This is a genomic window from Gilliamella sp. WF3-4, assembly GCF_001690275.1.
GTDB lineage: Bacteria > Pseudomonadota > Gammaproteobacteria > Enterobacterales > Orbaceae > Gilliamella > Gilliamella apicola_C.
Window position 1 is genome coordinate 137,335 of record NZ_LZGW01000052.1, and the last position, 16,011, is coordinate 153,345.

Genomic DNA, 16,011 nt, shown 5'->3' on the forward strand with positions numbered 1-16,011 from the left:
TTTATTACCTTTTAACTGTTCCCCAGAGGTCGTATTCATCAGAATGTTCAATATTAACTTGAACAATATCACCTACTTTAACTTGGTTTTCTTCATTTAAATATACAACACCGTCTATTTCAGGAGCATCAGCCATGCTACGGCCTATTGCGCCTTCATCATCAATTTCATCAATAATAACGGGAAGCGTTTTACCTATTTTGGCTTGTAGCTTTTGTGTTGAGATTTTTTGCTGTAATTGCATAAAACGATCAAAACGCTCTTGTTTGATCGTTTCTGGTATTTGGTTAGCTAGTTTATTGGCAGCAGCACCTTCTACGGGGCTATATGTGAAGCAACCAACACGATCCAATTGTGCTTGAGATAAAAAGCTAAGCAATAGCTCAAAATCTTGATCTGTTTCACCTGGGTATCCGACTATAAAAGTGGAGCGCAAAGTAATATCTGGGCAGATTTCACGCCATTTATCAATTCTTTCTAAGGTTCTTTCAATTGTTCCCGGTCGTTTCATTGATTTTAAAACTGATGGGCTTGCATGTTGTAATGGCACATCTAAATAAGGTAGGATTTTTCCTTCAGCCATTAATGGTATTAAGTCATCAACACTAGGATAAGGGTACATATAATGCAATCTTACCCAAATTCCTAAGTTAGCTAACTGTTCACAGAGGGTCTGAATATCGGTTTTTAATGGTATACCATTCCAAAAGTTAGTACGGTTTTTTATATCGATACCATAGGCTGACGTATCTTGCGCAATAACTAATAGTTCTTTAACTCCACTATCAGCTAAGCGTTTAGCTTCATCTAAAACGTTACCAATTGGTCGGCTAATCATATCTCCGCGCAAAGATGGAATAATACAAAATGTGCAACGGTGGTTACAGCCTTCTGAAATTTTGAGATAAGCATAATGTTTCGGTGTTAATTTCACACCTTGTTGAGGAATCAAACTCGTATAAGGATTATATGCAGGTTTAGGGACATATCTATTAACATGACTTAATACAGATTCATAGCTGTGTGGGCCAGATATTTCAAGTACTTTGGGATGTACAGATCTAATTTGATCTTCTTTTGCGCCAAGGCATCCAGTAACAATGACTTTACCATTTTCGTTCAATGCTTCACCAATTGCTTCGAGAGATTCTTGTACGGCACTGTCAATGAATCCACAAGTGTTAACAATAACCAGATCGGCATTATCATAGCTTGGCACAACTTGATAACCTTGCGTGCGTAATTCAGTTAAAATTCGTTCAGAATCGACTAAGTTTTTAGGACAGCCAAGGCTCACAAATCCAATTGTAGGGGGTGATATATTCATAGTGTTTATAATTGTGTTTTATATAAAGAGGTATTGTTTGAGAATTTAATAAACTATTTTTATAATTATTTGCTAATCAAAATAACCTCGGCATTCTATCACATTTCATTACAGTTGATACACTGATTTTCAAATTTGAAAGGAATATTAGATATGTATTAACTGATTTAGTTAATAGTAGTAATAAGATTTAACCTATTATTTTTAAACAGAAAAAACAACTTATTGAATAACACCTCCACTTCAATCAAATATAGCCTTTATTACTAATAAAGGCTATTTTAATAATAGGAAGATAAATTTATTAACAATCTTATTTTAATGCATTAGTGACTTCGTCTATCTGAAGATTTATGCTTTCAGCACCACCACCAGACAAATACCAAAGATCAGGTGTTAAATAAACTACTTTTGTTTTGCTTTTGTTTAGTACTTTTGGAGAAAAATAGTGTTCAATCATACCTTGATTACCAATTGCTTTACTGCGGTCAACGATAAAAACGATATCTGGTTTCACTGATTTGATGTAATTATCATCAATAAAAACTGGCGCAGGTTTCCCGAGTTTTGATTGCGCAGGCATAATAGTTAGTGGCACAGCACGCTTAACGTTTAGCACATCATGAATCAGCGCTGCACTTGAGCTTGAATTAATAAGTATCATCTTTCCATCATTGTGGATAGTTACAATAGCCTTTTTGGGGCTAGTTTGAGCTACAGATTGGGCATCTTGAATTTTTTTATCTAATGATTGAATAATTTCATTCGCTTTGCTTTCTGACCCTGTTATATTGGCTAGCACTTGAATATGGTTTTTGACCGATTCAACATAATTTTTAGCATCAACGCTTAAATTAATGACAGGCGCTATTTTTGATAGTTCTTCAGTTTTACTAGCTTGACGCCCATCAATGACAATCAAATCAGGATTAACTTTTTTGATTACCTCAATATTAGGCTCTTTCATATTACCAGTATCGGAGAGCGACGCATGATTAAATTGTTGCAAATAAGATGGAATAACTGATAGTGGAGTTGCAGCAACTATCGATCCTTTTCCTAACGCATCTAAAGTATCTAATGCACCATAATTCATTACCACTACTTTTTTAGGTGATTTAGGGACAACTACCGTTTGGCTATCAGTAGTTACGCTCATTGTTGATGATTGACAGGCGGTTAATCCTAATACAATCACAGCAATACTACTCAAAAGTAACTTTTTTTTCTTATTCATATCTAAATTCTCGCATTGTTTTAAATGATAATAATTATTATTCAACAAAGAAAGTTTGTCTAGATCTAAATAATTTTTTACAAAGATATTGATAATCATTATCATATAGTGTAGTGTGCTTAGAGATGAAAGGAAATGTAAATATCATTATAAATAATGGGGTTATAATAAATGAACGCAAAAAAGAAGTTTAAGTTGGCAACACATGTCATTAATACTAGTATTTTGTTGTCATTATCAAGTACTGCTATGGCTGCTGGCAATTCAGATACTGATACCATGGTGGTTACCGCATCAGGTTTCTCACAACAAGTGAAAGAAGCGCCTGCGACTATTTCAGTTATTACACCTAAAGAAATCGAAAATAAACCTTACCGCGATGTTACTGATGCACTAAAAGATATTCCTGGCGTAAATATTACCGGTGGTGGTGATTCTACTGATATAAGCATTCGTGGTATGGATGCAAAGTATACCTTGATATTAGTTGACGGCAAAAAAATTAGTACACGTGAAACAAGACCTAATAGTGACAATTCTGGTTTTGAACAAGGCTGGCTACCACCATTAACCGCTATTGAACGTATTGAAGTAGTGCGTGGGCCGATGTCGTCACTATATGGCTCTGATGCCATGGGTGGGGTTATTAATATCATTACCAAAAAAGTGTCAAATAAATGGCAAAGTGGCCTGCGTCTAGAATCAGTTATTCCTTATCGTTCAGAAGAAAAAAATACCTATACTGGTAGTTTCTCAACTATGGGACCGATTATTGATGATATTTTGGGTATCCAACTTTATGGACAATATTCAAGACGCCATGAAGACAAATTTCTAAATGGTCATTCAGGACAAAAATTACGTAGCTTAAATGGTAAATTATCATTAAATGCATCTGATACACAAAAATTTGATCTTGATTTTGGACGATCTTTGCAAAATAGTAACGCAACCGCAGGCAAAACAAGAGATAAATCTAGAAATAATTTTAATCGGGATAATCGCCGTAATTCGTTTGCTCTGACACATAATGGTTTGTTTGGCGATGTATCTACCACTTCCTTTGTTGCTTATGAAGGCAATAACAACCCTAAAAGAAATATGAAAATTCGAAACACCGACGTAGATACACGTGTGACTATTCCTTTTAGTATCAATATGCTGACTTTAGGCGGAAAATATAATTATCAAGAATTACATGATAAAGGAAACCAGCTAAAAACAACATTATCTAAAATCGATCGTTGGAATTATGCGCTATTTGGCGAAGATGAATTACGCATTTTAGAAAATTGGAGCTTAACTTTAGGATTACGTTATAACAAAGATGAAAATTATGGCAGTAACTGGAATCCAAGAGTTTATAGTGTTTGGAATATTGATGATAACTTTACCCTAAAAGGGGGGTATTCTACAGGCTATGCAACTCCACAGCTACGTTATGTTGTAAGTGATTGGGGACAAGTAACTGGAGGCGGATACTCAGATGGGGTAATCATTGGTGATCCAAATTTAAAACCAGAAAAATCAAATAATTTTGAAATCGGGATCGGATATACTAATGATTATGGTATTGATACTTCTGCAACAGCATTTTATACAAAATATAAAGATAAAATTCAGTCATATTATATCTGTAATCACAAACATAACTGTGAGTTAAATGGTTATAGTAAAATATTTGACTTTATACAAGGCCGTGAAAATGTGGGTAAAGCCGATCTTAAAGGTTTTGAATTTTCATTCAAAACACCATTATTAACTGATTTTTTACTAAGCTCTAACTACTCTTGGATAAAAACAGAACAAAAAAGTGGCAAATATAAAGGACGTCCTTTAAATCGAACACCAAAACAAAAATTCAATACCCAACTAGATTGGTATGCTACTGAACAATGGGATTTATGGGCTAAAATGGCCTATTATGGTGTAGAATCATCTAATAATCGTAGTGGGCAAAAAATTGAGTACCCAGGCTATACTTTCTGGGATGTGGGTGCCTCTTTCCAAATAAACAAAGATGCTAAAGTTTATGGTGGGGTTTATAACTTATTTGACAAAAACGTTTCTAACGAAGACTTCGGTAAAACCTTAGAAGGTCGCCGTTATTTTGTGGGCACCGAAATTAATTTCTAATCAACCAATATGTTATTTTAGTTTATTATTCTAAGGCAGCTTTAATTTAGCTGCTTTTTTTGTAAATAATCCATTAACTTATGAGTTTATTTACTAAAAAATAACCCATATAAAATGTTGATTTTATTTTTTTGTTTTTGATAAAAATACTCTGTATCAATCATAAATTGAGTTTGCGATATATCTAGGCTTTTACTTACTTGCTCAATTAATGCGATATTGTCAATGTGTTTTTTAAATCTTCTACTTCAAATCTTCGTTTTGAGCTGTTTCAGTTACTGGTTTTGCCATAAATCACCTTGATTGATTAAATATCTGTTGATATATTTAAAACAGGAGGTGGCTACGCCCCACCTTTGATGGTTAATAGACTGCAAATGATATCAATATTATAAACAAGAGAATTAAGCGTATATTTATTCTTTTACTCTTTTAAATCCTTATCGAAAGCTGAGGGTTTATTTTATCAAGTTTCTTGCAGGATGGTTCTGTTGCAGGATGCTCTACTATAAAAATCGATGTTTTATATAACATATTAAATTTTTTACAGTTATTGGATTTATTTTAAATGGATTTTATGGGAAAAATAGCTATCTTACTTTTATTTACTCCATTATTGGTTTATTCAGCACAGAACTTTAATTCAGCTAAAACACATTTAACTAAATTATATAAATCAACCCCTGATCAAACTACATTTTATTGCGGATGAAAATTTTCGTGGATAGATAAAAATGTGTTGTTGATTTTGACAAATGTGGATACCATACAAGAAAAATCAGGCTATAGCTGAATGCATTGAGTGGAACCATGTTATACCTGCCGAAAATTTTGGTAGACACTTAACATGCTGGCAAGCAGGTGGACGTAAAGCGTGTCAATCAAATAGCAAGTGATATGCATAACTTTCAAGCGGCTATTAGTGAAGTGAATGGCGATAGGTCTAATTATCGTTATTCGCTATTCACTAAAGCATTTAATCAGTATGGAAAGTGTAAAAGTGCTGTGGATTTTAAAGCTTGCATATTCCAGCCTCGTGACGAAATTCGTGGAATGATAGCACGTACATATCTTTACATGTCTGATAAATATAAAACCAATTTATCTAATCAAGAAAAGAAGCTAATAATGGCTTGGAATAAAATGTATGCACCTGAAAATTTAGAGTGTAAACGTAATGCGCATATAGCAAAAGTGCAGGGTAATGATAACAAGTTTGTTACTGGGCGATGTACACAATGAAAAAGTTAATCGTATTATTTTTAATTATTTTTTGGTCGCAAATTGTAGATGCGGCAGTAATCCATAATATAACGTATCGTGGTTCAGATCCTGATGCAATTAGGTTGATCGGTGGTGTATCTTTTTTTGCTTTGATTTATATCTGTTTTATTATGGTCAATTTTCTATTAGAAGAGAGTGACAAACCAAAGGATGAGCAAGACAAATTAAAGCAAAATGGAGTGCGTTCTAGCAAAAAAAACAAGCCAGTGAACGAGAAATTCAAAAAATACGAAATATACACTTCTAAGAATTTTAAAAAGAAAAAATGAAGTCGCTTGACTGCGTTTTTTTGTGCCTAGATTTTGAGTAATTCACTCAATACCAAATCGACAGCAATGCTATATACACATCATAATAAACAGCATTAGACTAAAGAGCGATTTAACTTTATGAAAAAATTAGGGAAGTAAGCAGGTAGAATGTTATTAAACTGGAAACGAGTTAAGTCAATTATTGAAAATAAGACCCATTCCTTTCACCAAAATAAAACTCAAAATTCAAGTAAAAATCAGTCATAACAATCGCCGATTTTATTGAAATTTTTTCATGTGGAAATTCGTTTATTTTGAAATTGTTAGCATTTAAAGGGCTATTTAATGGTATCTATTTTACCCTACTAATAAAATCTGAATTCAAGGTAATCACTTTAAAGATTTTCTAGATAAGGCTTTAGAATGGTACGCCCGGGTGGACTCGAACCACTGACCCCCACCATGTCAAGGTGATGCTCTAACCAACTGAGCTACGGGCGTATATTTGAAACACGCAAATATTAACTGGCAAATTGCTTTGTATCAAGTAAAAAAATAAAAAATAGCTGTTTTTTTAAGCTGTCGAACAATATTGACTATATAATAAACATTATTTACTTTGAAATTGAAAAAAACTTTGTATTACCATTGATGAAGTCTTTTATTAGTATTTTTTTATTTTTGCGAACAATTGTAAATTTATGAAAATTCTGGGTGGTTTGTTTAAATTAATTTAGCTATACTCGCTTCTTTACGTAGGTGTTACATGTTTAGGATTGTATGTCGATAAAAGATCAGATTGAAGATGTGTTGCAAAATGTATTTGGTTATAAATCATTTAGAAACCAACAAAGGGAAATTATTGAATCTATTATCGAGGGACGTGATACTTTAACAATTATACCAACTGGCGGGGGAAAATCTTTATGTTATCAAATTCCCGCAGTTTTGTTATCAGGAACAGCAATAGTTATTTCCCCATTAATTTCCTTGATGAAAGATCAGGTTGATCAATTATCAGCTAACGGTATTGCTGCAGCATATCTTAATGCATCACAATCACAAACCGAACAACAAGAAGTACTAGCTAAATATTTAAATCATTCGATAAAGCTATTATATGTTTCACCAGAAAGGTTGGCTGTATACTCTTTTTCAACATTAATAGATGAACATCCACCTTCATTAATCGCTATTGATGAAGCGCATTGTATTTCACAATGGGGACATGATTTTAGACCAGATTATCGTCAATTAGGTCAGCTTTCATCTCGTTTTCCAAAAGTGCCAATTGTTGCATTGACGGCAACCGCCGACAAAATGACTCAGGCTGATATTATTCATCAACTTAATTTAATCGACCCATTAGTTATAGTAAGAAGCTTTGATCGGCCTAATATTCGTTATACGGTGGTTGAAAAATTTAATCAAACCGAACAAATTGTCTCGTTTATTGAAACACAAAATGGTAATAGTGGAATCATTTATTGTTCAAGCCGTTCTAAAGTCGAAGATATGACCACAAGGCTTGCTGCCCGCGGTTTTTCAGTTGCAGCGTATCATGCTGGGTTGACGAATAATGAACGCCAACAAGCCCAGGAATCCTTTTTAAAAGATGATGTTCAAATTATTGTTGCCACCGTTGCATTTGGAATGGGAATCAATAAACCCAACGTGAGGTTCGTTATTCATGCAGATTGCCCTAGAACTATCGAAGCGTATTATCAAGAAACGGGGCGAGCAGGACGAGATGGTGTGCCGGCTGAAGCGGTACTATTGTTTAATAAAAAAGACTTAGATTGGTATTATCGACAAATTAACGAAAAAATGGATGGTCAACATAAAGACGTTGAACAACATAAAATAAATGCCATGGAAGCATTTGCACAAAGTTTGACTTGCCGCCGAATTGTGTTGCTTAATTATTTTGGTGAGGATCGAACAGAGCCTTGTAATAACTGCGATGTTTGCTTATATCCACCTGAACATTATGATGGTTTAGTTGATGCACAAAAAGTTTTATCTTGCACTTATCGTATTGGGCAACATTACGGTGCTCAATATATTATTGATGTTTTACGTGGATCTGGGCGTTCCCAAATTAAAGAAAGTGGTCATGATAAATTATCAGTTTATGGAATTGGCAAGCAGCATTCATCAGCTTATTGGCACAGTGTTATTAGGCAGCTCATTTATTTGGGATATTTATGCCAAAACATATCAACTTATACAACACTACAATTAACGCAAAAAGCGCGTTCAATACTTAGAGGCGAAATACCGCTATCTTTGGCTAAACCTCGTTTAGAAATCGTTAAGAAAAGCCGTATAAATCGATATGCTAGAGCAATTAATTTAACAACAATTTTATCTTACGAAGAACGAATTTTATTTGGTAACCTTAAGCGATTGCGAAAAAATATTGCTGACGCAGAGGATATCCCTCCATATATTGTTTTTAGTGATGCGACATTGCTTGAAATGGTTCAAACCACACCAGCAAGTAAAAAACAGCTAATTAATATTACTGGTGTAGGTAAAATCAAATTGGAAAAATATGGTAATTTGTTCTTAGATGAAATAAAGGAATTTATGATAAAAAACATGTAATAATTTTTCATCAATTACATATAATAACCATCTTTAGATAATTTTGATTTATTTGACTCTATAAATAATTTTATGTATTTGCTTATTTTTTAGCGTATTGTAGTGTATAAAAATAAGTAAATGAAAATGAAGACCAAAAGATTAAAATAGTTAGTAACTAAGTTAGCTAACAAGATACTCCCCCAATTGACTTGGATGAGTGAATATCTTTTCAAATAAATTGACCATCGAAACCACTCTTAATGCAAAATGACTGAATATTTCGGTCATAACAAATATCACAGCGAAGCAACAATCAGCGCAATGATTATAGCAAAAAGCGGTGATGAGTAGTCATAGCGAGCTAGAGCTACCTTATACTATTCTCACCGCAAATTACATTATCTTTGTGTGTTATATTCAATATATGTTCATGTTTAATAAATGTGTAAAAAAGATTCAGGAATCTATACCATTTCACCGTAAAGATGATTTATTACATAACATCCAATTGCGAGTAATAATAAAAATGTCAATAATTGGTTTTCCACATGCTAATTGAATAGCTAATTACAGAGGCAGAGTCGGTTATTTACAACAAGCTATCTAGTTAAATTTTATCAGATTGAAGAGCAATGCTTTATTCTATGATTGGATAACTGACTGGAAAAATGAATGGTGGGGGTTGTTAGGGGATCGAGTTACAGCAATAACATATTGATATATAATAATATTATAAAAATAAATCATTAGGGATATAACATAATGTATAACATTAAATATTGATGACCCACTCAACTTATCACCAACATGTAATACCTCGTCCATTAGTAATAAAGCAAAAAGTTAAAAGAAAAACTTCTTTTTTTCAATTTTATAACACTAACAACACCAATAAAATTAATTATTAATAATCAACACGTTAACCAAGTGTTATTATAGTGTTGTATGTTGTTAATGACATGGTAATATAAAGTTACTATCACATAACATTAGAGGAATAACTATGGCAAAAAAACAACGTGCAAGCTTTAAAGAATTTCTAATTAATAGTGAAAGTTTTTGTGAAAGCTGTTTAGCTATATTAAATAGTTCTATGCCATGTATACTAATAACAGGGTTTATTTTTTTAAGCATGAAGAAAGGTACTTCATTATATGGTTTTGATTGGATAGTACCAATTTACCTTTTAATTTTTCCTTGGGTTATTTGGTTAATTCCGACCTATATGAAGATAAAAAAGCTTGGATTGAAAAATAAAAAAATGATTTTAGCTCTTATAGTTATATATGTTTTAATGATGATACTATTCACTTTAATGCCCTTTACAAAAGATTAGTTACAACTCAATCCCTTTAAAATTATCTAACGCTTGTTGTTGTTCGTCGGATAGATTGATATCTATCTCACCATATTCAAGCAAGTAAGTGCCGAATGACATGAGGAAAGCAACCGCAGGATCTATCTTGTTGGCTGCTTTCTTTTTATTGGGTTTAATATTTGCATTCGCATCGGTTTCCATCACCACATTACTTACCGCCCAAGAAAGAACAGGATCGCCATTGTGCCTAATGCGTTTACGGCTAATAAATACTTCTGCTGTTTTTGAAGTTGGGCTGTATCGTGCATAGGTTTGAGGGAATGGCTCAACATCTAAGCCGATATTTTGTAATTGCGTGCGTAATTGTGTGGCGTTCCAAACATCAAAACCAATTAACTTAATATTAAATTGTTCGCTGTCTTTTAAAATATCATATCTAATCTGGTCATAATCGATACAATCGCCTTTAGTTACCCTAATCCAACCCTGATCAACCCATTTACGGTATATTTCTCTGTTTTTGTTAGCTACGTTAGTAAGCTGAAATTCAGGAATATAATGCCTTGTTAATAGTCTTACCTCTGTTTCAAACGGAAACGAGTAACAGACGCTTGTAATATCACTAGTAGATGATAAATCTAATCCAGCATAACAATCTAAACCGTTTAAATCGTTTTCCTTTGGTTTGGCTAACTTGATTTGAGTATCATTTAAAGGTTTTATTATTTTTGCCATGTTATATGAGGATGTATAACATCAAAATTTAAATTTAGCTAAATCTTCTTGAATTTGGATGAACAAGAAATCTACGTTGATGCTCGTGATTTAAAGGCTTTTTGAACGATTTTAAACTTGTTTGTTTTATGAAATGGTGGGTTGTGAGGGGATCGAACCCGCGACCAATTGATTAAGAGTCAACTGCTCTACCGACTGAGCTAACAACCCACAGGAATTTATATAGGTATTCTATATAAATTTAACCAACATTGCAAATTACTAATCAATTTTATTTATTAACAATTTGAGATAAATCTCAAAAATATCAAATTTAATATGATAAGATGATTAAAACAATATAATTACTCTATTTAACTTTAATTTCTCATTGGTTAATAGTTACTACCCTTAGCAATTAAAATTTAATACAGCTTTTATGAAAATAATTTAGATTGTTATTGTTTTTAGTGCTTCAACAAGATTTTATGTCATAAATTATAAATAAGGAGGCAAAGAATGAAAATATCATCGGTAGCTATGGTGATTTCAATGGGGTTAGCAAGTTCAACTGCTTATGCACATACTGCAAATGAAATTATTATCCGAGGTGGACCTGTTTATGTTCACCCTCAAGATAAAAGTGATCATGTCAAAGTAGGCGGAGCAAAAACTGATCTAAAAGCAAAAGCGGATAACGACACTCAGCTTGGATTAAACTTTCAATATATGGTTACAGATAATATTGGTGTTGAATTATTAGCTGCAACCCCATTTAGCCACCAAGTTAAATTAGGAGGGGGAAATTCAACAGGGCTTTCTGGCGCTCATCTTGGTAAAATCAAACATTTGCCACCTACATTAAGCGCTGTTTGGTATCCACTTGATTCACAATATGAGTTACAACCCTATGTTGGATTAGGCATAAATTACACGTTCTTTTTTGATGAAAAACTTAGTAGAGAAGCTAAAAATGCAGGATTTCATGGTTTAGATCTTGATAGTTCTTGGGGATGGGCTGCACAAGTCGGTACAGATTATACCTTTAATAATAATTGGCTTATTAATGCTCAGATCCGTTATATTGATATTGAAACTAAAGCAACTACTCATTTAGGCAATACTAAAGTTACAGCTAATTATAAACTTGATCCATGGGTTGCAATGATTGGTGTGGGCTATAAATTTTAATTTAATAACGCATAAAAAACCTCTCATCTGAGAGGTTTTTAATTACAAAGATTAGAGATTTTTTATTGCAGCATACTGCTCTTGCAGTTTTGCTTTATCATCAATATAACCTTGTTGTTTTTCTTTCTCTTTGGCAACAACTGCTGCGGGAGCCTTGTCAACAAAGCTTGCATTAGATAATTTATTAGTAATGCGAGTAATTTCACCTTCAATGCGAGCAATTTCTTTCTCTAAACGAGCAAGTTCATCTTCTTTATTAATTAATCCCGCCATCGGCATTAATAATTCTGCACCATCTACTAATTTTGTTACCGATAATGGTCCACTTTCACCTTCATCTAATAATACTATTTCAGATAATCTAGCGAGTGATTCAATAAAGCTAATATTATCGCTAATGATTCGGTGCACCGTTGGTGTTGCTTTGCGAATTAATAATTGCAAAGGTTTGCTTGGTGCAATATTCATTTCAGCACGAATGTTACGAACCGCAATAACAACATCTTTAATCCAATTGATATCGGCAACAGCTTCATTATTTAAATGCTGTTTATCACAAGCAGGCATTGGCTGTAACATGATAGTATCAGCTTTGATTTTCATTAATCCTTTTACATTTTGCCAAATTTCTTCAGTAATAAATGGAATAATAGGATGAGCAAGACGCAGCAAAGCCTCTAAAACAGTAACTAAGGTGTGACGAGCCGCGCGTTGCTGTGAAGATTCACCATGGGCTAAAATAGATTTTGTTAGCTCTAAATACCAGTCACAGAATTGGTTCCACGTGAACTCATATAGAATGTTAGCAGCTAAATCGAAACGATAAGTATCAAAAGCTTCACGATAAGCCTTAACTGTTTGATTAAATTCAGCCAAAATCCATTTATCCGCTAGAGAGTAATCAAAATCGCCACCATTAAATCCACAATCATGCCCTTCTGTATTCATCAATACATAACGGCTAGCATTCCAAAGCTTGTTACAGAAGTTGCGATAACCTTCCAAGCGTTTTAGATCCCAATTGATATCTCGTCCTGTTGAAGCTAATGCGGCTAAAGTAAAACGTAGTGCATCCGTGCCGTGAGCTTCTATACCATTAGGAAATTGTTTTTGAGTGCGTTTAGCGATTTTTTCCGCTAATTGAGGTTGCATCATGTTGCCAGTACGCTTTTCTAATAGTTCTGGTAGTGAGATGCCATCAATCATATCTAAAGGATCGATAACATTTCCTTTAGATTTTGACATTTTTTGCCCTTCTTCATCACGAATTAATCCAGTTACATAAACCGTTTTAAATGGAACCTGTGGCTTGCCATCTTTATCTTTAATAAAGTGCATAGTCATCATGATCATTCGCGCAACCCAAAAGAAAATAATATCAAAGCCAGTAACTAAAACATTAGTTGGGTGGAACGTGGCTAAATCATCAGTCTTATTCGGCCAGCCTAATGTTGAAAATGTCCAAAGCGCTGAAGAGAACCAAGTATCAAGCACATCTTCGTCTTGGTTAAGCTCAATATCATCAGCAAGGTTATTTTCTCGACGCACTTCCGTTTCATCTCGCCCGACATAAACATTTCCTTGTTTATCATACCAAGCTGGAATACGGTGTCCCCACCATAATTGTCGAGAAATACACCAATCTTGAATGTCATTCATCCAAGAAAAGTACATATTTTCATACTGTTTTGGCACAAATTGAATATCGCCATTTTTTACCGCTTCAATAGCAGGCTCTGCAAGCACTTTAGCACGTACATACCATTGATCGGTTAGCATAGGCTCAATAACAACACCACCGCGATCGCCATATGGAACGGTTAAATCATGTGGCTCAATTTTGTCTAAAATACCTTGTGATTCACATTCTGCCACAATCGCTTTACGTGCGGCAAAGCGCTCTAAGTTTTGGAACTGAGCTGGAATTGTTGTTTCATATGCTTCGCTTGGCTCGCCATTAGTATCAAATACTTGAGCTTGCTCACCAATATGACCATCAAAAGTTAAGATATTTATCATTGGTAATTTGTGGCGTCGCCCTACTTCATAGTCATTAAAGTCATGAGCTGGCGTGATTTTTACGCAACCAGTACCTTTAGTCATATCGGCATGCTCATCTCCAATAATCGGTATACGACGATTAACAAATGGTAATACAACAAATTTACCAATCAGATCTTTATAACGCGGATCTTCAGGATTAACAGCAACACCGGTGTCCCCCAATAAAGTTTCAGGACGGGTTGTAGCAACAACTAAATAATCTTTACCTTCAGCTGTTTTTACGCCATCAGCTAATGGATAACGTAGATGCCACATTGAACCTTTAACCTCACGATTTTCAACTTCAAGATCTGAGATTGCTGTACGCAATTTGGGATCCCAATTGACTAAACGTTTACCGCGGTAGATTAAATTTTCTTGGTATAATTGGACAAAGACTTCTTTAACTGCATTTGACAAACCTTCATCCATTGTGAATCGTTCACGATCCCAATCAACCGAATCGCCCAAACGTCGCATCTGCTTGGTAATGCTTCCTCCAGACTCTGCTTTCCATTGCCAAATTTTTTCGATAAATGCATCACGCCCATAATCATGCCGCGTTTTATTCTCTTCAGCGGCAATTTTCCGCTCAACCACCATTTGCGTTGCAATACCAGCATGATCAGTACCCGATTGCCACAAAGTGTTATTGCCTTGCATACGATGATAGCGAATTAAAGCATCCATAATAGTTTGTTGAAACGCATGCCCCATATGTAAACTACCCGTTACATTTGGCGGTGGAATAGCAATACAATAACTTGGTTGAGACTTGTCACCATTGGGTTTGAAATAACCGCTTTCTTCCCAATGTTTATAAATAGGTTGTTCAATTTCGTGTGGATTATAAGTTGTATTTTTCATAATAAATGCACAAATCCTGATTTAAAGCATAAAATGGTTGCTATTCTACAGTAAAATAGCCAAACAATAAATTGGCATAACAATAAACTCACGGATTTAATCTGCTTTTTAAGAATTTTTATCAGAGAATGAATTACAAAAAAATACCGCTGACTATTAAGCGGTATTTTCATAATTGTCATTCATAATTTTGTCTACAATTATTGCTGTTGGTAAATAAAATTATCAATTAATCGTGTTTTACCAATATAAACCGCCAAGGCACATAAACTATCTTTGGCAAGCATATTAATCGATGCTAATGATGCTAGATCGACAAATTCAATATAGTCAATTTTAGCCAAAGGTTGGTTGGAAATAACATCATCCATTGCTTTCTTAATAACTGTTACTGACTTTTCGCCCTGCTTTATCATTTTTTTAGCGCATTCAATTGCTTGATAAAGACAAACAGCAGCCTTACGTTCATTTTCAGATAAATAGCTATTACGTGAGCTTTTAGCCAAACCATCTGCTTCGCGCACAATCGGGCAACCGATAATATCAATATCGAAATTTAGATCACTGACCATCCGTTTAATGACAGCTAACTGTTGCGCATCTTTCTGCCCAAAATAGGCGCGATCGGGTTGAGTAATATTAAATAATTTGGTAACAACCGTACATACACCTTTAAAATGTCCTGGGCGCCTTTTTCCACATAACGCATCTGTTAAGTTATTCACATCAACATAGCTACTAAAATTAGGCATATACATTTCACTTGCCGTTGGGTGAAAAATCAAATCAACGCCCATTTGCTCACAAGCTATTTTATCTCGTTCTAAATCGCGTGGGTAACTATCTAGATCTTCTGACGGACCAAATTGTATAGGGTTAACAAATATGGTCACAATTACTTTTTGGTTATCTTTTTTAGCCGCAGCCATTAAACTTTGATGACCTTCGTGCAAAAATCCCATTGTTGGAACAAGACCAATACTATAACCTGCTTGTCGCCAAATTTTAACTTGTTCTCGCACTTGTTTTATTGTCGTTACAACATTCATTT

10 protein-coding genes, 2 tRNA genes and 1 pseudogene are annotated in these 16,011 nt (G+C 34.1%); 6 read left to right on the forward strand and 7 right to left on the reverse strand.

What is annotated here, in order from left to right; genetic code table 11:
- Window positions 1-4 precede the first annotated feature (4 nt).
- Together rimO and A9G47_RS12095 are read right to left on the reverse strand one after the other, a co-directional pair.
- Window positions 5-1,327, reverse strand: a complete 1,323-nt coding sequence (rimO, locus tag A9G47_RS12090) for a 30S ribosomal protein S12 methylthiotransferase RimO (RefSeq protein ID WP_065566463.1) — start codon at window positions 1,325-1,327, stop codon at window positions 5-7.
- A 313-nt stretch (window positions 1,328-1,640) separates the two neighbouring features.
- Window positions 1,641-2,564, reverse strand: a complete 924-nt coding sequence (locus A9G47_RS12095) for a siderophore ABC transporter substrate-binding protein (protein WP_176700709.1) — start codon at window positions 2,562-2,564, stop codon at window positions 1,641-1,643.
- Window positions 2,565-2,735: 171 nt separating this feature from the next.
- Between A9G47_RS12095 and A9G47_RS12100 the strand changes: the two genes are divergently transcribed.
- From A9G47_RS12100 to A9G47_RS12110, 3 genes are all read left to right on the forward strand, one after another.
- The gene (locus A9G47_RS12100) at window positions 2,736-4,700 is read left to right on the forward strand and encodes a TonB-dependent receptor domain-containing protein (protein WP_065642996.1); all 1,965 of its coding nucleotides are present in this window, start codon (window positions 2,736-2,738) and stop codon (window positions 4,698-4,700) included.
- Between the two features lie 897 nt (window positions 4,701-5,597).
- Window positions 5,598-5,942 (forward strand): endonuclease, encoded by a 345-nt coding sequence (locus A9G47_RS12105; protein ID WP_141674860.1) that lies wholly within the window; start codon window positions 5,598-5,600, stop codon window positions 5,940-5,942.
- Complete coding sequence (locus A9G47_RS12110; RefSeq protein ID WP_065580376.1) at window positions 5,939-6,253, forward strand: hypothetical protein; 315 nt, start codon at window positions 5,939-5,941, stop codon at window positions 6,251-6,253. The genes A9G47_RS12105 and A9G47_RS12110 overlap by 4 nt, the downstream gene beginning before the upstream one ends.
- 406 nt (window positions 6,254-6,659) lie before the next feature.
- Here the strand turns inward: A9G47_RS12110 and A9G47_RS12115 are convergent.
- Window positions 6,660-6,736 (reverse strand) — tRNA-Val (locus A9G47_RS12115).
- A 279-nt stretch (window positions 6,737-7,015) separates the two neighbouring features.
- Between A9G47_RS12115 and recQ the strand changes: the two genes are divergently transcribed.
- Window positions 7,016-8,845 (forward strand): DNA helicase RecQ, encoded by a 1,830-nt coding sequence (gene recQ / locus A9G47_RS12120; RefSeq protein WP_065642997.1) that lies wholly within the window; start codon window positions 7,016-7,018, stop codon window positions 8,843-8,845.
- Window positions 8,846-9,830: 985 nt separating this feature from the next.
- Complete coding sequence (locus tag A9G47_RS12125) at window positions 9,831-10,163, forward strand: hypothetical protein (RefSeq protein ID WP_065642998.1); 333 nt, start codon at window positions 9,831-9,833, stop codon at window positions 10,161-10,163.
- Here the strand turns inward: A9G47_RS12125 and A9G47_RS12130 are convergent.
- Window positions 10,164-10,823, reverse strand: a pseudogene (locus A9G47_RS12130) (terminase TerL endonuclease subunit); the annotation flags it as partial. It abuts the gene before it with no gap.
- A 191-nt stretch (window positions 10,824-11,014) separates the two neighbouring features.
- Window positions 11,015-11,090 (reverse strand) — tRNA-Lys (locus A9G47_RS12135).
- A gap of 288 nt (window positions 11,091-11,378) precedes the next feature.
- Here A9G47_RS12135 and A9G47_RS12140 point away from each other — a divergent pair.
- Entirely contained in the window at window positions 11,379-12,050 is a 672-nt protein-coding gene (locus A9G47_RS12140; RefSeq protein ID WP_065580373.1) for an OmpW family outer membrane protein, read from the forward strand.
- 51 nt (window positions 12,051-12,101) lie between these two features.
- Here A9G47_RS12140 and A9G47_RS12145 read toward each other — a convergent pair whose 3' ends face one another.
- Both A9G47_RS12145 and panC read right to left on the reverse strand, forming a co-directional pair.
- A complete protein-coding gene (locus A9G47_RS12145) occupies window positions 12,102-14,960 on the reverse strand; it encodes a valine--tRNA ligase (protein ID WP_065642999.1) in 2,859 nt (952 codons plus the stop codon).
- 200 nt (window positions 14,961-15,160) lie between these two features.
- Window positions 15,161-16,009 carry a pantoate--beta-alanine ligase gene (panC, locus tag A9G47_RS12150; protein WP_065643000.1) on the reverse strand — a complete coding sequence of 283 codons (849 nt, stop codon included), beginning with the start codon at window positions 16,007-16,009 and terminating at the stop codon, window positions 15,161-15,163.
- Between the last annotated feature and the right edge of the window lie 2 nt (window positions 16,010-16,011).

What these genes read in the sequence shown, in the direction of transcription:
- rimO (WP_065566463.1), bottom strand. Translation starts at nt 1,327, where the DNA reads ATGAATATATCACCCCCTACAATTGGATTTGTGAGCCTTGGCTGTCCT.
- A9G47_RS12095 (WP_176700709.1), bottom strand. Translation starts at nt 2,564, where the DNA reads ATGAATAAGAAAAAAAAGTTACTTTTGAGTAGTATTGCTGTGATTGTA.
- A9G47_RS12100 (WP_065642996.1), top strand. Translation starts at nt 2,736, where the DNA reads ATGAACGCAAAAAAGAAGTTTAAGTTGGCAACACATGTCATTAATACT.
- A9G47_RS12105 (WP_141674860.1), top strand. Translation starts at nt 5,598, where the DNA reads ATGCATAACTTTCAAGCGGCTATTAGTGAAGTGAATGGCGATAGGTCT.
- A9G47_RS12110 (WP_065580376.1), top strand. Translation starts at nt 5,939, where the DNA reads ATGAAAAAGTTAATCGTATTATTTTTAATTATTTTTTGGTCGCAAATT.
- recQ (WP_065642997.1), top strand. Translation starts at nt 7,016, where the DNA reads ATGTCGATAAAAGATCAGATTGAAGATGTGTTGCAAAATGTATTTGGT.
- A9G47_RS12125 (WP_065642998.1), top strand. Translation starts at nt 9,831, where the DNA reads ATGGCAAAAAAACAACGTGCAAGCTTTAAAGAATTTCTAATTAATAGT.
- A9G47_RS12140 (WP_065580373.1), top strand. Translation starts at nt 11,379, where the DNA reads ATGAAAATATCATCGGTAGCTATGGTGATTTCAATGGGGTTAGCAAGT.
- A9G47_RS12145 (WP_065642999.1), bottom strand. Translation starts at nt 14,960, where the DNA reads ATGAAAAATACAACTTATAATCCACACGAAATTGAACAACCTATTTAT.
- panC (WP_065643000.1), bottom strand. Translation starts at nt 16,009, where the DNA reads ATGAATGTTGTAACGACAATAAAACAAGTGCGAGAACAAGTTAAAATT.